The 22,118-nt window shown below is 49.7% G+C and carries 20 protein-coding genes; 1 reads left to right on the forward strand and 19 read right to left on the reverse strand.

What is annotated here, in order from left to right:
• Positions 1-44 precede the first annotated feature (44 nt).
• The 15 genes from BLT35_RS12995 to BLT35_RS13065 all read right to left on the reverse strand — a co-directional run bounded on the left by BLT35_RS12995 (position 45) and on the right by BLT35_RS13065 (position 17,476).
• Positions 45-1,478, reverse strand: coding sequence for an aldehyde dehydrogenase family protein (locus BLT35_RS12995; RefSeq protein WP_054817185.1), 1,434 nt, complete (start codon positions 1,476-1,478; stop codon positions 45-47).
• A 58-nt stretch (positions 1,479-1,536) separates the two neighbouring features.
• Positions 1,537-2,664, reverse strand: a complete 1,128-nt coding sequence (locus BLT35_RS13000; protein WP_054817184.1) for a zinc-binding dehydrogenase — start codon at positions 2,662-2,664, stop codon at positions 1,537-1,539.
• 50 nt (positions 2,665-2,714) lie between these two features.
• Positions 2,715-3,791, reverse strand: a complete 1,077-nt coding sequence (locus BLT35_RS13005; RefSeq protein WP_062408142.1) for a zinc-dependent alcohol dehydrogenase — start codon at positions 3,789-3,791, stop codon at positions 2,715-2,717.
• A 213-nt stretch (positions 3,792-4,004) separates the two neighbouring features.
• Positions 4,005-5,597 (reverse strand): response regulator transcription factor, encoded by a 1,593-nt coding sequence (locus BLT35_RS13010; protein ID WP_074728301.1) that lies wholly within the window; start codon positions 5,595-5,597, stop codon positions 4,005-4,007.
• A complete protein-coding gene (locus BLT35_RS13015) occupies positions 5,572-7,335 on the reverse strand; it encodes a cache domain-containing sensor histidine kinase (RefSeq protein WP_074728303.1) in 1,764 nt (587 codons plus the stop codon). The genes BLT35_RS13010 and BLT35_RS13015 overlap by 26 nt, the downstream gene beginning before the upstream one ends.
• Before the next feature lie 29 nt (positions 7,336-7,364).
• Entirely contained in the window at positions 7,365-8,507 is a 1,143-nt protein-coding gene (locus BLT35_RS13020; protein ID WP_062408137.1) for a sugar ABC transporter substrate-binding protein, read from the reverse strand.
• Positions 8,508-8,970: 463 nt separating this feature from the next.
• Positions 8,971-10,476 carry a tripartite tricarboxylate transporter permease gene (locus BLT35_RS13025; RefSeq protein WP_074728305.1) on the reverse strand — a complete coding sequence of 502 codons (1,506 nt, stop codon included), beginning with the start codon at positions 10,474-10,476 and terminating at the stop codon, positions 8,971-8,973.
• Between the two features lie 15 nt (positions 10,477-10,491).
• Positions 10,492-10,944 (reverse strand): tripartite tricarboxylate transporter TctB family protein, encoded by a 453-nt coding sequence (locus BLT35_RS13030; RefSeq protein ID WP_074728307.1) that lies wholly within the window; start codon positions 10,942-10,944, stop codon positions 10,492-10,494.
• A 103-nt stretch (positions 10,945-11,047) separates the two neighbouring features.
• Entirely contained in the window at positions 11,048-12,070 is a 1,023-nt protein-coding gene (locus BLT35_RS13035) for a tripartite tricarboxylate transporter substrate binding protein (protein WP_074728309.1), read from the reverse strand.
• A gap of 16 nt (positions 12,071-12,086) precedes the next feature.
• Positions 12,087-13,157, reverse strand: coding sequence for an Ldh family oxidoreductase (locus BLT35_RS13040; RefSeq protein ID WP_175471984.1), 1,071 nt, complete (start codon positions 13,155-13,157; stop codon positions 12,087-12,089).
• Entirely contained in the window at positions 13,150-13,833 is a 684-nt protein-coding gene (locus tag BLT35_RS13045) for an RraA family protein (protein ID WP_054817171.1), read from the reverse strand. Before BLT35_RS13045 ends, BLT35_RS13040 begins: the two co-directional genes overlap by 8 nt.
• A 37-nt stretch (positions 13,834-13,870) precedes the next feature.
• Positions 13,871-14,785 (reverse strand): glutarate dioxygenase GlaH, encoded by a 915-nt coding sequence (gene glaH, locus BLT35_RS13050; RefSeq protein ID WP_062408125.1) that lies wholly within the window; start codon positions 14,783-14,785, stop codon positions 13,871-13,873.
• A gap of 17 nt (positions 14,786-14,802) precedes the next feature.
• On the reverse strand, positions 14,803-15,165 hold the full coding sequence (locus BLT35_RS13055) for a Rieske (2Fe-2S) protein (RefSeq protein ID WP_054817170.1): 363 nt from the start codon (positions 15,163-15,165) through the stop codon (positions 14,803-14,805).
• Positions 15,108-16,259, reverse strand: a complete 1,152-nt coding sequence (locus BLT35_RS13060; RefSeq protein ID WP_062408123.1) for an amidohydrolase family protein — start codon at positions 16,257-16,259, stop codon at positions 15,108-15,110. Before BLT35_RS13060 ends, BLT35_RS13055 begins: the two co-directional genes overlap by 58 nt.
• A gap of 380 nt (positions 16,260-16,639) precedes the next feature.
• Positions 16,640-17,476, reverse strand: a complete 837-nt coding sequence (locus tag BLT35_RS13065) for an IclR family transcriptional regulator (RefSeq protein ID WP_074728311.1) — start codon at positions 17,474-17,476, stop codon at positions 16,640-16,642.
• A gap of 191 nt (positions 17,477-17,667) precedes the next feature.
• Here BLT35_RS13065 and BLT35_RS13070 point away from each other — a divergent pair, with 191 nt between their 5' ends.
• Entirely contained in the window at positions 17,668-18,426 is a 759-nt protein-coding gene (locus BLT35_RS13070; protein ID WP_082660719.1) for a GntR family transcriptional regulator, read from the forward strand.
• Between the two features lie 48 nt (positions 18,427-18,474).
• On the opposite strand, the gene BLT35_RS13075 is transcribed toward BLT35_RS13070, so the two are convergent.
• The 4 genes from BLT35_RS13075 to BLT35_RS13090 all read right to left on the reverse strand — a co-directional run bounded on the left by BLT35_RS13075 (position 18,475) and on the right by BLT35_RS13090 (position 22,102).
• Positions 18,475-19,575: a tartrate dehydrogenase gene (locus BLT35_RS13075; RefSeq protein WP_074728313.1), complete on the reverse strand. Its 1,101-nt coding sequence runs from the start codon at positions 19,573-19,575 to the stop codon at positions 18,475-18,477.
• A gap of 309 nt (positions 19,576-19,884) precedes the next feature.
• Positions 19,885-20,619, reverse strand: a complete 735-nt coding sequence (locus tag BLT35_RS13080) for an SDR family NAD(P)-dependent oxidoreductase (protein WP_249929563.1) — start codon at positions 20,617-20,619, stop codon at positions 19,885-19,887.
• An 18-nt stretch (positions 20,620-20,637) separates the two neighbouring features.
• The gene (locus BLT35_RS13085) at positions 20,638-21,795 is read right to left on the reverse strand and encodes a UxaA family hydrolase (RefSeq protein WP_062410892.1); all 1,158 of its coding nucleotides are present in this window, start codon (positions 21,793-21,795) and stop codon (positions 20,638-20,640) included.
• Between the two features lie 4 nt (positions 21,796-21,799).
• A complete protein-coding gene (locus tag BLT35_RS13090) occupies positions 21,800-22,102 on the reverse strand; it encodes a UxaA family hydrolase (RefSeq protein ID WP_074728315.1) in 303 nt (100 codons plus the stop codon).
• Positions 22,103-22,118 lie beyond the last annotated feature (16 nt).

Genomic DNA, 22,118 nt, shown 5'->3' on the forward strand with positions numbered 1-22,118 from the left:
CATCCCCCTATTCTGTTTCAAGTTCTCCTCCAGCTTTCGCGGACTTACATGACACCGCGAAGAACGATGCTTTTGATTTGCGTCAGCTCTTCAAGCGTATACAGCGTTCCCTCTCTGCCGATCCCGCTTTTCTTATATCCGCCGAAGGCGCTGCATACCGGACGGTAGCAGGTTCCGCCATTGACGGAAACAATCCCGGCCTCGATTTGATTTCCCCCCTCCATCGCCTTGTAAATATCCCTGGTGAAAATGGAAGAGTTCAAGCCATATTGACTGGCGTTTGCGATGTCGATCGCTTCCTGCAGATCTTCAAACGCGATCAGAGCAAATACGGGACCGAAGATCTCCAGATCCTTGGCAATGTCCATATCCTTCGTTGCTTCGAGAACGGTAGGCTCGATGAACGTTTGCCGAACCCGCTTTCCTCCCAGTGCCAGCGTGGCGCCTTGGCCGATCGTATATTGAATTTGCCGTTCCACTTTTACTGCTGCGGCTTCGTTAATAAGCGGTCCGACATCCGTTCCTTCTTCAAGCTGATGGCCGATCCGCTTCGCAGCCAGTTTTTCAACCAACTTGGTTTTAAATTCCTCATAGACGGATTGCTGCACCAGCAATCGTTTGTTTGCGCAGCAGACTTGACCGTTCGCCAACAGCCTTCCGAATATCGCATGATCGACGGCTGCATCCAGATCGCCGTCCTCGCAAACGATCATCGCATCATTTGCGCCAAGCTCAAGGAACACCCTTGACAAGTTTTTGGCGCCGTTTTGGGCGATGATGGTGCCCACTTCCGTGCTTCCCGTAAAGCTGACGGCTTGAACCGCCGGACTTTTAACCAAATAATCTCCTGCCTCTTCGCCATAACCGTTTACAATCTGCAGCACATCTCTCGGAACACCCGCTTCATGCAGCATCTCCGCCATGCGCGTGACCGTTAACGGGTCATCTTCCGGCGGTTTGACGATAATCGCGTTCCCGGCAGCCAAAGCAGCCCCCGCCTTGTGGGCAAACAATTCCGCCGGGAAATTGAACGGGATAATGCCTACGATGACGCCCAGCGGTTCCCGCTTCGTAATCATCAAATCTTTTTCAAGACCGGACTGGATTTCCAAAGGAATCGTTTGACCGAACAATCTTTTGGATTCTTCGACAAAGCCTTCAAAAATGGCCGCCGCCGTATCCAGCTCCCAGCCTGCCTGCTCCAGCGTCTTGCCGTTTTCTGCGCTGAGCAGCCGGGCGAGCTCATCGCGTTCGGCCCGCAGATGGCTCACAAAGCGGTTGATGATCTCCGCCCGTTTATAAATCGGCGTCCGCGCCCAAGCCTTCGCTCCAGCCTGCGCTGCGTCCAGCGCCTTCTGAGCGTCCTCCATCGTTGCGGCCGGTACGGTGTCAATCAGTTCCATCGTGGCCATATTCCTTACTTCAATAACGGCACTGCCCGAGGCACCGCGTTGTTCTCCGTTCAACTGAATAGACATAACATGTATACTCCCTTTCCTTTTGGATTTGTGAAGCGGAACGGTTGGGATACTGCAGCTAGATCCACGGATTGATGGCAATTTTGATCACCTGATCTTCGCCGTCAAGGCGGTACCCTTTTTTGCTCATTGCCGTAATGGCGTCCCCGATTCGATTCAATCCAAGCGTTTGCGTAACCAGCTTATCGTAAGGCAGCTCCATTTTCTCAATGATATTCAGCGTCATTTCCATATGCTCTACATCGCTTCCCCATACCCCGTGAATGTCGGCGTTGTTCCGGAGAATATGCCAATGCGGATTGATATTGGCTGTGCCTACGTCTGTAAAATGGCCCAGCTCCACATAGGATGCGCTGTCGCGCAGGTAGGAAAGTCCTTCCGGAACAGAAGCCGGGAATCCCGAGCACTCGACGACCATATCGGCTCCGCGACCGCCCTTGGTTTCCTCCTTGACCAATTGGATACGCTCTTTGGGATCGCGGATTTCCTCGATATCAATCGTGACATCCGCGCCTAATTCCCGGGCCAGCTCCAGACGGCGCTTCGGCCCTCCCACGGCGATCACCTTGGCGGCACCCGACCGTTTGGCGAAAGCGACCGCTCCCAGTCCGATGGCTCCTGTCCCCTGCACCACCACCGTACTTCCGAAGCGAACGCCGCCGGCCCGCTGAAAACCATGGATACAAATCGAGAGAGGCTCCGTCAGGACGGCAATATGCGGTTCCATGTCCGTCTTGAAGAAAGACGTGCCCCGGTATTGAATATGAACATATTGGCTAAAGCCGCCGGATAATAGATGCGGCGCCTGATCGGGCATGAACCCGTAAGCTTTCACATTGGCGCAGCGGGTCGGCGTTTTGGAAATTTTGCAGTAATAGCAATTTCCGCACGGTACTCCCGGCACAATCACCACCCGGTCGCCTTCCTTTACCGGTCTTCCGTTCGAGTCTTCGACTACGCCCTGTCCAAGCTTCTCAATGATGCCGCAGAATTCATGGCCCAATATGATCGGATACTCAATTGTATTCAAATGCCCGTAATAGATATGAACATCCGTTCCGCAAACACCCGCATATTCCGTCCGTAAAATGAATTCTCCGGCCTTCGGCTCCGGTACCTCATATTCTTTAATATGAAAATTCCCTTCGACTCCGTCCAAAACCGCTGCTTTTCCGATGATTGGCATGGTTGCTCCTCCTTCATGTCCGTTGTGTATAATAGCGCTTACAAATTCTTTTAAGGAATCAAGACTACTTTAATCGCCTTTTCCTCGCGGTTCGAAGCGCATTGCAGGGCTTGTTCCGCTTCGTCTAAAGCAAATTCGTGCGTAACCATCTTCTCAATGGGGAATCGCCCGCTGGCAATCAGATCGATGGCCCCTTGATACCCCCATGCACTCAGGAAAGACGTCTGCAGCTTCAACTCCTTAAACGTCATCTGATTGTCGGTTTCAATCGTAACCGGCCTATTCCCCGTTAATCCGAGATAATTGACCGTTCCGCCTTTTCTGGCGTAATTCAGACTATCCTTTTGCGCCTGCGGCGTTCCCGCCGTTTCGAATACGAGATCGGCTCCCCTCCCTCCTGTCAGTTCAAGCAATCTGGACCCGGCATCTTCTTTTCTAAAATCGATGACCTCATCCGCACCCAGCTGTTTGCCTAGAGCAAGTCTTTCATCCCGCGTGCCGATGAGAATAACCGCCGCCGCCCCTGCCGCCTTGGCCGCAACCGCAGTCAGCAGCCCGATCGGCCCCGCGCCGATCACGGCTACGGTGTCTCCAAGCTTCGGCGGCGTCAGGTGGACCGCCCTGACCGTCACAGCAAGCGGCTCCGTCAAAACGGCTCTGTGCCATGGAACGTGATCGGGAATCCGGTGAACGATGGCGTTGGAAGGCACATACAGAACCTGCGACCATCCGCCGAATAAATGAGGCTCCCGGGTGCAGCTGATATTGCAGCCGTACTGTCTTCCCTCCTCCCGGTCTTTGACGCACAGATTGTAAAATCCCTCTTTGCACCACCTGCACGCGCCGCAAGGAAGAATCATCTCTACTGCAACCTTGTCCCCGAGCTTGACCCCATGCTTTTGTGCGGCGTTTTTGCCTAATTCCTCTACGGTGCCCACGAATTCGTGACCCGGGATAATCGGATAAGGCTCGCCCCAATCTCCACGGAAGATGTGTTGATCGGAACCGCAGATTCCGCACATGTGGACTTTGACAAGCAGCTCTTCATCGTTCAGTACGGGTTTAGGAAAAGTTCTTATCTCCAATGCGCCCCGTTTGTGAATAACAGCTGCTTTAACCGCTTTCATTTCCTATCTCCCTCCTTCTGTGATTTGATTTTACTCCATTGACAAATACCGCAACATGGATGAAAGTTTGGATGCAGGTGTTCATTTTTTAGATGATTCGGAATATAACGGAGAAAGGTGCAATGATTTACGGCAGGGTGTAAAATTTTTGGGCCTCCACACAAAAAAAAACGCGCAGGTCCATTGGATGACCTTGCGCGTGTGCCTGATCTTTTATTTTTCGATGGCTTCTTTGTACTGATTCGGAGATACGCCTGTGATCCGTTTAAACGATTTGGTAAAATATTTGGGGTCCTGAAAACCAACGGCCTCCGCGACTTCATAAATTTTCAGATTCGTTTGCCGAAACAGCTCTTTGGCTTTTTCGACACGCAGCTGAAGCATATAATCAATGAAGCTTTCACCCGTAACCTTTTTGAAGTAAGAACTTAAATAGCTCTTGCTCAGGCCGACATGCTCCGCCAATTGCTCCAGCGTCACCTCCTCGTGGAAATGGGTTTCAATGTAGGCAGCCGCTTTGGCTATTACCTTATTCACTCCGCCAATCAGGACGGATCTCTCCGCTTCCAGATGCCCGATACCATCCATAAGCCATTCCGTTAATTCCTTGAACGTCGGAATTTTTTTGACTCTTTCCATGTAGTCGAATTTATTGCTTCCCCATAGAAAGGATATAATATGACTGTTCGATTGTAGCCCTTCCATAATGGCCAAAACGATATCGATCACCATCATTTTTACAGATTCGACACTGGGCTTGCGGTCCTGAATCAAAGCTGTCACTTCCGCAAGCATTTCCTTCAGCCTGCTCCAATTCCGGATCATGGCCAGCCGCTTGACGTCCTGCCCGTTCACATAGGCCTGGGCTTCAAAAGCTTCCGGAAGCTCCATGCCGTGCGTATCCTCCACGGTTCCAAGCTCATGGTAAAAGGCGTGCTGCTCCGCAAATTGCAGTAGATTCGAATATTCGGCAGGAAGCTGATCCATACTGCGGGAGGAACGATAGTACAATTGAACCTGACCGGAGGCCGGAGCCAGGCTCTTCAAGGCCGCATATACCGTTAATACCGTATGATTTTCCCATTCCATCCCCTTCTGCTTGCTGATATTCGCCGCTTTTTCAATCAAAACCAGATAGGACCTGTCACTTAACCGTACCGCCATAGCATTCGCTTCTCCCAGGCCATCCTGTAATGCTTTGGAAACGGTCTCTTCGGCGGCATTGACATTTTCTTTATACATGATCAACAGGAGCAGGCACGGCTTATCGAGCCATCGGAGGGCCAGCTTGTCGCTTTGCTGCTTCAATTCGGTATAGTGATCTCCCGTCAGAAGCGACCTCAACCATTTCTCCCACAGTAAGGGCAGGGACTGACTGGCTTGTCTTTGCAGCTCCCGAACCATTTCCTGATTCGTCTTCATCTGCTCAAATTCGGACCGGATTCTGGATAAAGCGTTCTCCAGATGACCGTCCTCTTCCATTTCTGTTTTAAGTAAATAACCCGAGGCCCCGATTTCCAAAGCCTCCTTCACATATTCAAAGTCATTGTAGCAAGTAAGCAGCAGTACCTTGATATGTGGATAATCCCGCTTGATGATGCGCGTAAGCTCCAGCCCGTCGATGATCGGCATCCGGATATCCGTAATGACCAAATCGATGGGCTGCTGCTTGAGAATGTTCAACGCTTTCTCCCCGTTGGCCGCTTCGGATACGACCTCCATGCCGAATTCACCCCAGGGGACCAGCGCTTTAAGTCCTCTTCTAACAATCAACTCGTCATCAACCACTAAGATTTGTATCGTCAAGCTCCTCTACCCCTTCCTTTAGCCTGCAAGGCAATACGATAGAAATCCTCGTTCCCCTACCTTTGACGCTATCGATAGATAACCCGTACGAATCGCCGAAATAATGCTTAATTTTATCGTCCACATTCTTGATTCCGATTCCGCTGGAATGCTTTCTTTCCACATCGGGGGAAAATAAGGTTTTCAGTTTGTCGGCATCGATTCCTCTTCCGTTATCCTCCACAACGATTTCAACCAGATCCTCCTTGCGGCGGGCGCTGATTTCAATCCTTCCTTCATTGTCGGAAAGGCCGTGAAAGAATGCGTTTTCTACCAGCGGCTGCAGAACAAATCTGGGCACAAGGGCGGCCAGTACATCCGTATCGATCCGGTAAATGATCTTCACCTGATCGTCATACCTGTATTTCTGAATACGGGCATAGTAGGACAACACCTCCAATTCTTCCTCCAGCATATGCGTATAATTGGTCGTATTTAAACTCGCGCGCAGCAGCTTGATTAAGGCCGTCAGCATTTCGCTGATTTCCGGCGCCTTGTACTCTTTGGCCAGCCACTGCACGGAGTTTAACGTATTGTATAGAAAATGCGGATTAATCTGATATTGAAGGGACTGCATCTCGATTTGCTTCTTCTTTCGTTCGGATTCGGAGATTTTATCAATCAGGCTTTCGATCTCGGCTACCATTTGATTGAAGTTGCGGCTGAGATCACCGATTTCATCGTCCGCATCAATGGCAGACCGCGTATAAAACTTGCCTTTCTTTACCTGCCGCATGTCGATCTGCAATGTTCTCAGCGGTTTGATCAGCCGGTCTGACAATCCCCAGCCCAGCAGGATCGATATGACCAGAAAAATGCCGATCAGCATAAACACGATTTTCCGGATGGAAGCAAAGCTTTGCTCTATCTTCACATTCGGAATGAATGCGGCGACCTTCCATCCGCTGAAATAATTGATGTCATAGATAAAGCTGTATTCATCGTTTAACCCGCCGAGCAGATTCGTATTCGTAATATATTGATTCGAATATTCATGCTCCGCAGGCAGCAATGACGGATCCGAGCTGTACAGAATACGGCCATATTTGTCGATCAGCAATACTTTACCCAGGCTTCTTAGGGCGGGACTCTGAAACAGCTCATCGAGCTTATCTTGTTTCATTTCGATAATAATAACGGCCGGCGACGAACGCTTGGGAAGGATAAAGGGATACACAAGGGATACGACCCTGTCCGTTTTCGGTTCATTCAGGGAGTAATCGTTTACATGCGGTCCGACCCATGTCTTCTCTCCCGGATTTTGCAAGGAGCTGATATACCAATCTTTGGATTTCAACAGCTCCTGCCTCAGCACGGACGCAGTCGAATAGTATTGATCCCCTTCAATCACATGAATTTCATCAATGAAGGTGCGGTTATTTTTGAGCGCCAAAATAAATTGGCGGAAATCCTCGCGATGGATCTCGCTTTCTCCCCCTTCTTTCTCAAAGGCGGCAAACACCTGATAGTACACCATTCTCGACATCAAGTCCATCTCGTTCAAATGGTAGTTAATATTCTCATTGAGCTGATTCACCGTAATCTGCGCATACTCCAATACCTGCCCCTTCACGACTTCGGCTGTTTTTTGATAAGGGATGAAGCCGACGATCACTATAGGCAGAATACTGATCCATACAAAGCAAAAAAGAAGACGGCGCTTAATGCTTTTTCTAAAAAAATGAAGGATCCGTCCCATAGGCGTCCTCTCTTTGTTTGATGTCATGGTTAATAATATTTGATTCCCCAGTCGTTAAAGGCGATATTCCCCCACAGCCGCTTGTCGTCCACATTGCCTGTATTCACTTCAAACGGCGGCAGAATCAGGCTTGGACCGGAGGCGGTTTGCATAATTTGCGCCTTTTCCCAGTAGTACTTGCTGTTCGAATATTGCTCCAGAGGGACCTCCTTACCCTGCCGGGCATACTTATTCAGAAGCTCGACGCATATTTCCCCGTAAGCAATCGGATCCTGAGAGATGGTGGCATCCAAAATCCCCTCCTTAATCCATTGATGTGCGATCGGCTCCCCGTCTATGGTGACAAAAATAACGTGCTCCTTCGAACCCTTGGGATGGAGCCTGCCTTTTTCCTTCAATGCCTGATAAATACCGCGGGCGGGGGTTTCTGAAGGCGCGTGGACGGCGTCAAGCTGTGGAAATTGGGACAATATTTCGGCGGTTACATCATGCATTTTCGTTAAATCGCCTTCGGTGGCGCGGCTGATTAACTCGACATCCTCATAGGTTTGGATCACCGCTTCAAAGCCCTGCTTTCGAAGATTCCACGCATGGCTCTTCAGTTGGCCAAAACAGTTGAGTACGATCCCTTTAGGCGTTCCGTACTTTTCTGTCAACAGCTCAATGATTTTTTGGGCGGCCATTTCCCCGGCTTTGTAATTATCGAAGGCGATCGTAATCGAGGCTTCGCCGGTCATGAGCGGCGTATCGATTATTCCCACCGGAATGGCTTCGCGCCTGGCTGCACTCATCGTTTCTTCCAGCCCTTCGCTGTCTACCGGATCTGCCACCACAGCGACCGGCTTCTTGGCCAATATATCCCGAATTTGCTGATCCTGCTTGGACGGATCGAAATCGGCAACAGAAGACTGAAAGCCCCATCCGATCGATTGAGCCGCGCGGTTAACGGCCTCCTGTTGAATAATATAAAAATAGTACCCCAGACTTTTATTGGAAAAAAATATAAACGGTTTCTGTTCCTCCGTATCCGGGTCCTCCAAGTTCAAGCCGCCGCCTGTAATCGATTTCTCACAAGCGGCAAGCAGCGTTCCGTTCAGACAAAGACCCACCCCCAGCACAGTCCATTTCGTCATCTTTTTGAGGAATTGACGTCGGCTCATGTAAGAATTCAAATGTACTCCACCTCCACAAATGATGTTCAGGTTTCAATGTTAAATTCTTACCACCAGGTATAAATCCCCAATAATTAAAACGCTTTCAAAATAGGTCTTTGGACTTACATATTCTGACAAATTGCTGATGCTGAGATCATAAAATTGGAAATCAGTGGATTAACTTGCTGATGGCTATGATTGGAGTCCTATGTATGGGATTACAGGTCACAACTTAAATCTCAGGGGCCGGGATGCGTGTATATTGGTAGTTTTGGAATCATTTTAATTCAACATCCAATACGTGTCAATCTTACTCCAAGCGCATCTGCCGACCATACCACTGGAATTTTCTGTTCAATACAAAAAAAGACAGGCCGCAACGTCACCTGTCTTTGGGTATGCTTCCAGAGTCAATCTGTATTTGACCCCCTCGTTATGCAGATTTCAAGTCTTCCACAGGATTGCAGCTCCTCTACGTCGTTTACATTTCAACGTCATTAGCCAAAAATTCCTTTTTCTTCTTCAAGCCTGCTATAAAGCTTATCATCAAAATCAGGATGGAAATGGCCAGAATGGTACCTGAAATCGGACGCTGGAAAAAGGAGAAGAAGTTTCCGTTAAAGATGATTAACGACTGCATCAATGCGTCTTCCATCAGCTTTCCTAAAACAAAGGTTAGCACCAGAGGCGCCATAGGAATATCGACCTTCTTCATAAAATACCCTATAATACCAAATGCGAGCATGACTCCAACATCCCAAAGGCTGTTATTCACACTATATGCACCCAAAATTGAAATCATCAGGATAATGGGAAAAAGCAGCTTGAACGGAACGGTTGCAATTTTGGCCCACAACCCTGCCATAGGCACATTCATGATGAGCAAAATAAAGTTGCCTATAAACATACTGGCAATGACGGCCCAGACAAAATCCGGATTATTTTGAAATAGAGTGGGACCCGGGGTAAGTCCATGCATAATAAACGCTCCCAGGATGACGGCAATCGTAGGCGAGCTAGGAATCCCAAGCGTGAACAAAGGAATGAGAGCACCGCCGCAGTAGGAGTTATTGGCTGTTTCGGGTCCGGCTACGCCCTCAATGGCTCCCTTTCCAAAGCGAGCAGGATCCTTAGCCAGTTTTTTCTCCAGGGAATACGACATGATGGCAGGAATAACCGAATTGGATCCGGGCAGCAGCCCCACTAAAAATCCTAATCCGGTGCCTCGTCCAATGGACATCAATGTTGGACGCCATTCTTCCCGTCTAGGCAATAGACCTTGCACTTTAGGAGCCTTCTGCGCTTTTGTATGGATTTCGGCATTGGTTAAAATTTCGGATAAACCGAATAACCCCATAGCCACCGTCACAAAATCGAAACCGTTCATTAATTGGGGCTCCCCGAAGCTGAACCGGACCACACCGGACATGGTATCCATCCCGATCATGGATAAGGTTAGCCCCAACACAGCAGCCATCATCCCGGTTAAGAGCGATTTGCCGATCAGACCGATCACTAGGGTCAAGCCCAAAACCATCAGAGCAAAAAACTCCGGCGGTCCAAATTTCAATGCCATTCGGGCGATCACCGGCCCGAGAAAGGCAAGCCCTATAATCGACACGGTTCCCCCAATGAATGACCCGATTCCCGCTACTCCCAATGCGGTTCCGGCCCTTCCCTGCTTCGCCAAAGGATGCCCGTCCAAACAGGTAATCACCGATGCGGCTTCGCCCGGGGTATTGATAAGAACAGACGTAATGGTGCCTCCATACATCGCCCCGTAGTAAATCCCCGATAACATAATAATCGCAGATATGGGGTCCATGCCGAAAGTAATGGGGAGCAGGATGGCCGTTCCCGATGTAGGGCCCAGTCCCGGAAGGATGCCGACCAGCATACCGGCCGTAACGCCAAGCAAACAGTAGACCAGATTTTCCAATGTAAGCGCTGTACTAAATCCCGACAATAAATGAACGAATGACTCCATGGTTTTCCCCCTTACTTAGAATCCCAATGTATTCACCGGCAGAGGCACATTGAGGAGAAATTTGAAAACATAAAACAGGGATACCGTAACGGTGGCCGAAACACCCAGAGCCATAACCCATTTATAATCTCTTATCAGAATAATAGACAGCGTCAGGATACCCGCGATCGTGAAACCGGCAAAAGGAGCGGCGATAATAAAAAAAAGCACAGCAGCGATAATGGTCAGAATATTCCCGAGCCCTCTGCTTCTCGGTAAAATCTCCGGGAACAAAATAATACTTTTCTTGAGCGACTTCATCATAAACAGCAGCGACAAGACCATTAAAACCGCACTAAGCCAAAGCGGCAGTAATCCTGGTCCGGGTCCAAGCTCGCTGTAATAGTCAAGCGATAAGGACTGCCATAAAATCAGGGATGCAAAAAGCAGGATCACGATACCGACCACAAATCCCGCATTTTTCAACATCAGACCACTTCCTTTCCCCGCATCGATCCCTATGATTTCAAAGGCATGGTGCAGCTTTTACTTGGACTTTATGCCCATACCTTTGAAATCAGGTCTCATTCGCTTACCAATTCAACAGCTTCTTCAGCTCCATAACGCCCGCTTCCTCTTCCTTCAGCATGTTCTTGTACTCTTCTCCCTTTTTAAAATCCACCTGGAGGCCCATGTCTTCCATTTTTTTCTTTTGCTCCATGTCGTTAATTCCTTTTTCGAATGCGGCGATCAGCTTCTCCATAATTTCCGGACTGACCCCTTTGGGAGCCGCGATGCCCCGGGCAGACCAGGAAACAATATCGCCAAATCCGCTTTCCTTTAAGGTCGGCGCATCCGGAAGATAAGACGAGCGTTCCTGCGCCATCACCGCAATAACCTTCAACTGTTTTTCATTATGAGGTTTAACGACTTCACCGACATTGGCAAGCATTACATCCACGTGCCCTCCGAGCAGATTGCTCAAATTTTCGCCGAAGCCCTTGGTATGGACTGCATTGAACTTCGTACCCAATCTTTGATTCATTCGTAAAGCCGCATAATGATCGTCACTGCCGACTCCCGTAGAGGTTACCGTTAATTGGTTTGCCTTGGCATACTCAACTAAACTCTTGATGTCCGTGAATCGGGTTTCATTGGACCGGATAGCTATCGCGCCAAGATCCGTCACATGATTGGCAATGGGTTCAAAGCTGTCGAGGTTTTCCTTCCGGGCCGTAGAAGGATTCACATAGCCTGTAATTAAATTAGGCGTGTTAATATATCCGATGGTATAACCGTCGGGCGGCGATTTAACCAATTCCCCCCAACCGACCCAGCCGCCGGCGCCCGGTTTATTGGATATAACGAGGGGCACCCCTAACTCCTTCTCCACATATGGAGCCAATATTCTTGCACCTACGTCGGTGCCTCCGCCTGCCTCGAACGCTACGATCAAGGTAATCGGCTTATTCGGATAGCCATTGGCTGCCTGCTGTTTTCCATCGCTGCCCGGATTCGCTTGATTTCCTTGGTTTGTCGTCCCTTGATTCGTCGCACCGCATCCCGCAACCATCGTTAATGCCGCAGCCAGAATAAACGAAACCAGCTTTTTCAAGAATCACAGCCCCCTCTTATTTCACGCTTTGAAACAGTGGATTGTATACATGCAGGCGATTGGCAACCTGGACCATTTCCTGGACAACTTGTGTCGATAACGGTATTCCGTTTTTCGTGCGGTCATCCATCATGCCCCGTTCCATTTCGCCCGGCATGTAAATTTGCTCTACTCCTTCAATCAACGGAACCTGCCGAATTTCCCTTATCATCTGATCCATGCGGTCTTTGAAAATCTGCAAAGGCTGAAATAAATCGGCACGCATGACCATAAAAAATTGTCCCGCATGCTGATGCCGCTCAAAGTTTCGGTACAAATCGCCGATATGCGGCCCAAATTGCGCTCCTGTAAACAGCCCGGACAGAATGTCGACCAGCATCGCAATCCCGTATCCTTTATGACCGCCGACCGGCAGCACCAACCCTTCCAAAGCCTCCGTCGGATCGGTTGTCGGGTTGCCCTCCCTGGAAATCGCCCAGCCGACGGGAATGGTTTGCCCGTTTTTCTGAGCATTGATGATCTTGCCTCTGGCAACGACACTGGAAGCCATATCGAAGATGATATCCTCCTCCTCGCCCGCCGGGATTCCATAGGATAAAGGATTGGTCCCGAAGAAGCGCTCCTTGCCTCCCCATGGAGCCATATTCGCCGGGGCATTGGTCGTTGCCAGCGCAATACAGTCGTGCTCTGCCGCATACATGGTGTAATCGGCAAGCATGCCGCAGTGATTCGAATGGTTGATCCCGACCACCCCGATCCCCGTCTGCTTCGCTTTATTTACAGCGATCTGCATTCCCTTTGTTGCTGCGACGATACCCGAAGCGTTCTGAGCATCGAATAAAGCGAATGAGGCGGTTTCCCGGACGATTTTCAATTCGCACTTTTTATTGGTCAGCCCTCTGTGAAGCCTATCAATGTAAATGGCGACCCTGCTGACGCCATGGGAATCAATGCCTCTTAAATTGGCCAGAACCAGATGTCTGGCCAACGTGTACGATTGTTCTTCATCCAATCCTGCACATGTGAAAATCTGGGAAACAAAATCTTGGAGCTCCGCCTTCGGCACCTTCACTACCCCATTACTCAATGACTTCACATCCTTTGGCTTGAAGTGCGGCATCGATCCATGATCTATCCCATTTGCCGTCATAAATCGCTTGAATGGTCGCCGCTTCCTTCTCCTGCACCGCCCGGGCTGACTTTAATACTTCCTGCGCCTCTGCTGAAGGGATGACCACAACCCCGTCATCATCACCAACAATGACATCTCCCGGTGCTACCGGAACATTGCCGCAGCTAATGACGGTGTTGATTTCACCAGGCCCTTCCTTGTAGGGGCCGCGCGGTGTCCCGCCCCTGGCAAAGACGGGAAAGCCCATCTCAGCAATGGCATACAGATCCCTCACGGGACCATCGACAATAAAACCCCCGAGGCCCTTCCCCTTGGCATAGTGACACATGAGCTCGCCGAGTATCGCATGACCCATATCCCCGGAAGCATCAATGACGATCAAATCTCCCGGTTTGGCCAGGTCCATCGCCTTGTGCACCATTAAGTTATCCGAGGGATGCGTTCTGACGGTAAAAGCGCTTCCAACAACATGAATGCCCGGCTTGTTCACACTTTTAATCGCATGATCCATAGCGCGAAAGCGTCCCATGACGTCCGCAATATTCGATGCGGCAATCCCTTTAAAGCCGGCGATAATGGCCGGATTGATCCTGTCGACACTCTTGCATATTCGGAATCCGATATTGGACAATACTATGCATCTCCCCGTTTTCTGTCTTGAACGGAAATCAATTTTGGGCGAAAACGCCTCTCTGCCGCATTAACTCCCGGTACAGATCCGTATTCTTTTCAAAAGCCTCCCGGCCATGAAGCCAGAAGTGGTTGTTCAGTATGACCAGCTGTCCGACAGGCAGGTTTACGGCGAGCGTTCCCGGACTATTTTCCATCGATTCCTGAATATGTTTAAGATACATCGCCTGCTCTATCGTTTGCGGATGGACACATTGGTGGTTGTAGCGCATACAGATGGTATGGTTCCGTTCATAGAAGGTGGGATTATATACGGCACTTGTTACGTTCTTGCTGCCTCTGTCGGAGTAATCGTACTTATAAATATGTGAGGCCAAGGGGTGTTGGCTGAAAGCAGGCAGGTCCTCCCAATCATCGAGGTGAAGCAGCCGCGATTCGCCCCCGACAGCATTTCGTTCCACGAATTTCATCATGATCAGCCAATCCGTCGGCTCATCAACGAAAATGCCGTCGGTATGCAGTTCCAGCACCCGAAAAGCCTGACGAAGGTACGTATCGCTATCGTCCGAATGCTGCACAGCAAATCTGGCGTAAAACTTGCCCGACATCGCGTCATGATTGGAAATCCCGATGAGATAGGCAATCGCCGTTGCAAATTTAAGATATTCATCCGTATCGTCCGTTTGCTCCTGGACACCTATGGTAAAGCCTCCGCTGCTGCGGTCTTGCAGAATTTGCCGGATGGTCTGCTGAAATGAACCTCCAACCGCTTCTTTAAGCTGATCGGCCAAATAAAATCGTTCAAACGGAACATATTCGATTCTTTCGATGTCGATGTCCTTAACGGATTGAAAAAATTGCTGAAGCGATGCGTTGCTCAACTCAACATGTTTCAAGCGCTGATGCTCCGGATGCGGTTTGATTTCATAATTCAATGTGCCAAACGGATTCATGGACCCTCTTCCTTTCTTCAGGGGATGGTTACAATCACGGAATCGTTTTCTATCGTCGCGTCATATACGGCAATTCGCCTCGTGCGGTCGGCCAGGCACTCGCCCGTTTTCACATCAAACTCCCAGCCATGCCAAGGGCAGGATACGACCGGTTCCTCGTAATCATTGTATTCCACGATGCGCCCGTTAGCCTGGATCGCTGCTTTTAATGTAGGGAAAATGCCTCCGCAGGCCGGGCCGCCCTGATGAGGACATAAATTGCGTAATGCATAAAATTTCCCCCCCGTGCATACGATGCCAACCGATTTCCCTTCCAGATCGACTATTTTAACGGTTCCATCTGAGAATTGTCCGACGGGACCGATGATATGTTTTCCCATTTTTTGATTCCCCCTTTTCTAAGATTGAACACCTTCATGGCATTGCCTGCCAAAAATTTGGCTTTCGCTTCCTTATCCAGAAACGGCATGCGATAGGCAATAGAAGGATCATCATAATCAAAGTGCGGGTAATCACTGGCATACATGAACTGATCATAGCCGTTGGCCATGTCAAACACGGCTTTCAAGTGCTGAGTCTGCTTGGGCATTTCAATAGGCTGGCTTCCAAAGTATATTCGGTTCAAAATATATTCGCTCGGCAAGCCCTTGAGTAATGGAGCTTCGGAACGGCGTTTCAAGTAATATTCGTCCAGACGATACATCATCATCGGTACCCAAAACAACCCGGATTCCTGAAATACGAATTTGAGCTTTGGAAACCTCTCCGGGATCCCCTGCATCAGTAAGCTGGTGAGCTGAATCATGTTGCTTACGGCAAATCCCAATGAATGGGACTCGATCAAACGTTGAAATCCATCGGCGGGAGACGCCCCTTCCACCAGCGTCAATCCGGGAGCGGAATGAAATACCATAGGCAGGTCATGTCTTTGGGCAGCGTCATAAACCGGATCGTAGCGAACATCTCCAAGAGGAGGGTAAGCGCCGGAACACATAAAGCATACTCCGACCACACCGGGATGATGAGCTGCACGCTCAATGATTTTGGCGCCTTCTTCAGGATCCTGCCATGGAACGATGACCATGGTGTAAATCCCCTCATCAGGATCCAATACTTTATCGATCATAAAATCGATGTAGCCGTTGCAAAGTGCCACGACCAAATCTCTCACCGGAGTATGCCCCATCGAGATTAAGTGGTTTGGAACAAAAATAGAAGCGTCGATTTGCAGCCGGTTCATGGCCGCCTTGACTTCGCCTTCCTTGTTCGATCCAATATGGTAGTTGTAATCCATATCTTCCCTTCTGATCCGGCCCTCCATCATTCGATCCCCGAGCGTCATGGGCAGCAGCCGGGTCGGACTCACCCCTTTGATCCGCGATTTCCAAACGTCATCCGCATAATCAGCAAGCTGTTCGATGGGCTCCAAATAATGTGCGTCCGTATCGACGACTTTAAGTCCTCTGATGGCCATAGTAAGCTTCTCCCTTCGTGCTCAATGATTTCTTTTCATGTGCAGTGAACGGACCCATCCATATTGTCCCCATGAACCACCACCTTTTTTCAAATATTTAAACTTTTGTTCTAACTATTGAACTGATTAAATCTTACTCCTTATCTCAAATCTTGTCAATCACAAAATTGGTAGCGGTTTCAGAAAGGTTCTCATCAAAGTCAGGGTTATGGAGAAACAAGCAAATGGGGGTTGTCCGGTGAGAAACCGGGAGGTTGGGGAAATCAATGATCGCTGGATCACGCTCAAGGCGGCTACCGCTATGGTTTGAAATCAAAGCTCCCGGTTGTCGGCCGCCATCGCAGCTATGAAAGGATTTGGTTTGAGGTCGCTTTTATGAATTACATTCTTGCAATCAAGTGTTTCCAATCCAATGCGGTCGTTTCCATGCCGTGACCGCGATTCCATGGTTGTCCGCCCATGCGGTTTGTAATTTTCTCCGCTGTCTCTTTGACATGATTCGCCAAAAAATCGAGCCGTTGTTCGCCTGCTCTGTCCGTTGGAATGGAAATCACCACTCCGGCCGCCATTTTTCCGGATTGGTCAAGAACAGGAGCGGCAATGCCGACAATGCCATCCATGTTTTCTTCATAGCTGATGGATAATCCATACGTGCGAACGGCTTTGAGGTGCTCTCTGATCTGTGCAGGATCCGTCATTGTTCTTTCGGTCATTCGAACCAGCTGTTTTTTTTGAAAATAGGCATTCAGTTCGTCATCCTTCATACTGGCTAAGTAGAGTTTGCCCATGGAAGTACAATAAAATTGCCTGCGGGTGCCCACGGGGATGTCATACCGGATGGGATGCGTCCCTTTCACCTTATCGATATAAACCAATTCATCCCCGCTCACAATTCCCAGGTATATGTCTTCCCCGGTTTTGGTCCCCAAATCCTCTATATACGGACGCGCCAAAGGTTTGACAGTAAAATGATGCACGATGGATGAAGCCAGTTCAATCATGCCGCCCCCAATCGAATAGAGCTTTGTTGCATCGTTGTAATACACATACCCGTGTGAAGCCATTTGCTTCAACAAATTGTGCATGCTGCTTTTGGGGATATCGGCAAACTCATTCATCATTTCCGTGAACGATAGCCCGTGTGATTTCTTGCTTAACAGACGCAAAATGGCAAATATGCGGGAAACCGTTCTAAATGCTCCGTTATCTTGTGTCATAGCTCCACCTTCATGATTCGTTTATTTGAACTACTGTCCATATATTGAAATTAACGAACAAATGGGCTTTTGTCAAGAAAAGTACCGGAGCGCCAACCCCTCGGCTCATTGAGGAATCCGCTTACTTTTTGTTATAATTTAAGTAAATTAAGACATCAAATCTTATGCTATCGGGATGTGTACAGATAAACATGGAAAAACGACCGACGATTCCCCTGTCTGAAGGAAATGACCAAGAACCGGTCAACCCTGCTCTTTCTTCCAATATGCAGTCTTTTTTGTCCCAGTTAGAGACGAATGAGGAAACTCGCCTGCCGCAGCGTGCCTACTTAGCCGTTCGCCATGCGATTCGGCATCTTCAATTGGCACCCGGACAAACGGTACTGGAAGGGACATTAGCCGAAATTCTGGGCATGAGCAGGACACCCGTGCGTGAAGCTCTCGTTCGTCTGGAAATGGAGGGCTGGGTCCGCCTGATCCCGCGCAGGGGCTTTACCGTTGCGCCCATTGTAGCGGATGATCTGCAGCAAATTTACGAGGTGGTTGAAGCGCTGGACGGCATTGCAGGCCGTCTTGCCGCCGGCCGTGTCACTTCAGAAGAACTTCATCAGCTCGAGCTTCTCGTTGATGAGCAGCAAAAGGCACTGGACAACGACGATCTCCTTGCCTGGACAGACCTGGATGATCAGTTTCATAACTATATCGTGGACCTGGCCAAAAATCCGCGTCTTAGAGGCATTATGGACAGTCAAACCGATCAGCTTTACCGCGCCCGGTTGTATACGATACAATACAGGCCCAAGCCTACGCGCTCGATGATCGAACATCAAGCGATCCTGGCTGTCATGAAGGCCGGAGAACCGGAAGCCGCCCGTACGATGCTGCAATCTCACCGCTACAGGGCCCGCAATGAAATTCTGGAAGTGCTCCGGACGATCCGCGCCACCTAAAGAAAAGAGCTGAGGTTGATTTTCCGGAAATCAACCTCAGCTCTTGGATTATTTAAGACTGGCAGCTTTATTGGACAGATTAGCTATAATCGCATCAGTAACCTCCGTGGTTCTGCTGGTACCCCCTACATCAGGAGTAAGCTTTCCTTGTCCAGTCGTTTCTTCGATCGCCCGATTGAGAAGTGCGGCTTCCTCATGAAGGCCGAGATGCTCCAGCATGAGCGCCCCGCTGGCAATGGTTCCGATCGGATTGGCTATGCCCGCCCCGGCAATATCGGGAGCAGATCCATGGACGGGCTCGAACATGCTCGGGTAGCGTCTGTCGGGGTTGAGATTGGCGCTGGCGGCAAGCCCCAGGCTTCCGGCAAGAGCACTGCCCAGATCAGACAGAATGTCGGCAATCAGGTTGGAGCCCACGACGACTTCCAATGTTTCCGGCTTCAATACAAAGCGGGCCGCCATAGCGTCAACCAGCCATTGCTCGGTTTCGACATCCGGATATTCCTGACTCACACGCGCAAACACTTCATCCCAAAGTACCATTCCATATTGCTGTGCATTGCTTTTCGTTACACTGGTCACTTTCTTTCTTTTACGAGTGCGGGCCGTCTCAAACGCGAAACGAATAATCCGTTCGCAGCCTTCCTCCGTAAACACCGACGACTGAACCGCCACTTCCTTCCCTTTCCCCCGCCCTGTGAAATTCCGTCCGCCGAAGCCCGAATACTCGCCTTCCGAATTTTCACGAATCAAGATCCAATCCAGCTCTTCCACATTCGGATGGCGCAGCTTGCTTTCCACTCCCGGCAGGAAGCGAACAGGCCGGATATTGGCCCACTGATCAAAGCCTTGGCAGATCGCAAGTCTCAATCCCCACAAACTCACATGGTCCGGGACATTTTTCCAGCCGACGGCGCCGAAATAAATAGCGTCATAATCCTTCAGCTGCTCCAACCCGTCTTCAGCCATCATTCGGCCGTGTTTAGCGTAATATTCGCTTCCCCATGGAAAAGAATCAAACTGGAAAGAAAATTTTCCATTGGACGCTTGGGCCAAGTGCTCCAGTACACGCTGTCCTTCTTGGATTACCTCTTGCCCGATACCGTCACCAGGGATGACTGCAATTCGAAAATGTTGGTGTTCACTCATGCTTCGGCCTCCTGCCATCATTTTGTAATATGCTTGATTTATTGATGATCTGTATGTTCATTATCAATTAACGTATACGTTATTGTCAATAGTTTCTTGTATTTTTATCCTCGAAATTTTAAACCCGCGTAAAATTAGTTTGATAAAACTTATAAAATTTCAATCCAAAAGAAAATCTCACTTTCCGAATCTCGCTCATGATCTTAAATTAATGAATACATTAATAGATTTAACCAACCAAAAAAGAGAGGCGATAGTACCCTGCCTCTCCTTCATATCGTGCGATGCCTCATAAAATGCGATTTGCTGTCAAATAAACATACCGCCGTCTACTTTAATCGTCTCGCCGGTCACAAAATGGGAATGAGCAATCACGGAATAAACCACTTCGGCAACATCCTCCGGAGCAGCCACTCTCCCTAACGGCGTCCCTTCCGCCAAGCGCATCACATGATCCTCCTGGCCTTCCACCCACCTGGTCTGCACAACCCCAGGCGCAACGCTATTCACTCTCACTTCGGGTGCCATCACACGGGCCAGTGATTTGGTCACGCTGATCGCCGCCGCTTTGGAGGCCGCATAGGCGATGGAACTGCCTAAGCCTGTGATTCCTGCTACGGAAGTGATATTCACTATGCAGCCTCTCTGTTTTTTTAATTCTGCGGCGGCAGCACGACAGCAGAAGAACATCCCCTTCACATTGACATCCATGACCCGGTCCCAATATTCTTCCTTCAATCCTTCCAGATCATCGTGCTTCACAAAATCGGTCACACCGGCGTTGTTGACCAAAATGTCCAATCGTCCAAAGGTATCTATCGTTTGCTGAACCATGTCCCTTACTTTCCGGTCATCCGATACCGTGCCTTGAATTACTATGCAATTGACACCTAATGCCTCGATCTCCTTTTTGGTTTCCAAGGCTTCTTTTTCCGATTTGGAATAATTGACTGCAATATGGACGCCTTCCTGCGCCAAACGGCATGCTATGGCTTTCCCGATACCCGTAGCCGATCCGGTAATCAGTGCGGCTTTTCCTTTCACCCGTATTCCCTCCAATATTCAGAAAGTAGGCCCTATCCGGTAAATGCCGAAATCGTGCTGCTTCAATATTTCCGATTTGGTCCATTTACCGGAACATACCGAAACCATTTCGTCAAACAGACGTTGTCCTACAGCTTCGATCGTTTCTGTTCCGTCTATGATCGTACCGGCATTAATGTCAATATTGTCGCCCATCTTGTTAAAAATGGCGGTATTCGTAGAGATTTTGATCACAGGCGCGATCGGAGAGCCGGTAGGCGTTCCTCTGCCGGTAGTGAATAGCACGATTTGCGCCCCGCCGGCTACCATCCCGGTTAATTGTTCGATGTCATGGCCTGGCGTATCCATCCATACGAGTCCCTTTTTGGTCGGGGCTTCCGCATAATCGATGAGCTCCTGAAGCGGCCTGGTTCCCGCTTTATTCGCTGCGCCCAATGATTTTTCCTCCAGCGAGCTTAAACCTCCCCGGATATTGCCCGGACTCGGATTCCCCGTACGTATATCGACCCCCATCTTGAACGCGCGGCTTTCCATCGCCTGGATAACCTCATAAACTTTTTTGGCTACCCTGTCGTCTACGGCTCTATTCGCCAACAAGTGTTCCGCTCCGATTAATTCCGTCGTCTCCGCCAATATGGACGTTCCTCCATGGTCGACGATCATATCGCTGACTACGCCTACCGCCGGATTAGCGGATAGTCCTGAACAAGCATCCGAGCCCCCGCACTCGGTGCCGACAATCAATTCACGGAGGTCAAAGGGTTCCCGATGAAGCGCGGATGCATCCTGCACCATCTTGGCAGCTATTCTTGCCCCTTCCGCTACCGTGTATAAGGTGCCGCCGTGGTCCTGGATCGAGACGACCTCAACCGGTTTGCCCGACTTGGCGATTTCCCCTGCAATGCTTCTCGCCTGATGGGTTTCACAGCCCAGCCCGAGAACGACAACACCGTACACATTCGGATTGGTCCCCATGCCGACATAGGTGCGGAACGTCTGCTCGTAATCGACGCCTACCTGCGCGCAGCCATGCTGATGAATAAAGCTGACCGTTCCTTGAACAAGCTCCGTGATATGCTTTGCCGCTTGTGTGGCGCAAACAATCGTAGGCAGGATCAACACGTGGTTGCGAATGCCTACCCGGCCGTCAGGACGACGATATCCCCAAAATGTCACAGCATCAGGAGACAATGCGGTCACCCCTTCCCCGTTTCCCTTCCAGGTTATGAACGTGCACATGCTCCCCGACGGCGATATCCTTCACCGCAACGCCGATCACTTCTCCATATTTCAAGATGTCTTGCCCGCTGGATATCGGCGCGACCGCAAATTTATGACCGAATTCGATATTTTCTTTCAGCTCCACAGCGATCGTGTTCCCGCCGCAGTTGACCGTTACTACCGTCCCGCCAGGAATATTCGTCAAGGCCACCGCCACATTGTCAACCGGTTTCATCATGACCGTGCTGTAGTTGGTCTCCATGCCGCATCATCTCCCC

Origin of the sequence: Paenibacillus naphthalenovorans, assembly GCF_900099895.1 — a bacterium.
GTDB lineage: Bacteria > Bacillota > Bacilli > Paenibacillales > NBRC-103111 > Paenibacillus_G > Paenibacillus_G naphthalenovorans.

Bases quoted from the DNA above. Each gene is read 5' to 3' on its own strand.
- BLT35_RS12995 (WP_054817185.1), bottom strand. From the start codon at position 1,478: ATGTCTATTCAGTTGAACGGAGAACAACGCGGTGCCTCGGGCAGTGCC.
- BLT35_RS13000 (WP_054817184.1), bottom strand. From the start codon at position 2,664: ATGCCAATCATCGGAAAAGCAGCGGTTTTGGACGGAGTCGAAGGGAAT.
- BLT35_RS13005 (WP_062408142.1), bottom strand. From the start codon at position 3,791: ATGAAAGCGGTTAAAGCAGCTGTTATTCACAAACGGGGCGCATTGGAG.
- BLT35_RS13015 (WP_074728303.1), bottom strand. From the start codon at position 7,335: ATGGGACGGATCCTTCATTTTTTTAGAAAAAGCATTAAGCGCCGTCTT.
- BLT35_RS13025 (WP_074728305.1), bottom strand. From the start codon at position 10,476: ATGGAGTCATTCGTTCATTTATTGTCGGGATTTAGTACAGCGCTTACA.
- BLT35_RS13030 (WP_074728307.1), bottom strand. From the start codon at position 10,944: ATGTTGAAAAATGCGGGATTTGTGGTCGGTATCGTGATCCTGCTTTTT.
- glaH (WP_062408125.1), bottom strand. From the start codon at position 14,785: ATGAATCCGTTTGGCACATTGAATTATGAAATCAAACCGCATCCGGAG.
- BLT35_RS13055 (WP_054817170.1), bottom strand. From the start codon at position 15,165: ATGGGAAAACATATCATCGGTCCCGTCGGACAATTCTCAGATGGAACC.
- BLT35_RS13060 (WP_062408123.1), bottom strand. From the start codon at position 16,259: ATGGCCATCAGAGGACTTAAAGTCGTCGATACGGACGCACATTATTTG.
- BLT35_RS13065 (WP_074728311.1), bottom strand. From the start codon at position 17,476: ATGACACAAGATAACGGAGCATTTAGAACGGTTTCCCGCATATTTGCC.
- BLT35_RS13070 (WP_082660719.1), top strand. From the start codon at position 17,668: ATGGAAAAACGACCGACGATTCCCCTGTCTGAAGGAAATGACCAAGAA.
- BLT35_RS13075 (WP_074728313.1), bottom strand. From the start codon at position 19,575: ATGAGTGAACACCAACATTTTCGAATTGCAGTCATCCCTGGTGACGGT.
- BLT35_RS13090 (WP_074728315.1), bottom strand. From the start codon at position 22,102: ATGGAGACCAACTACAGCACGGTCATGATGAAACCGGTTGACAATGTG.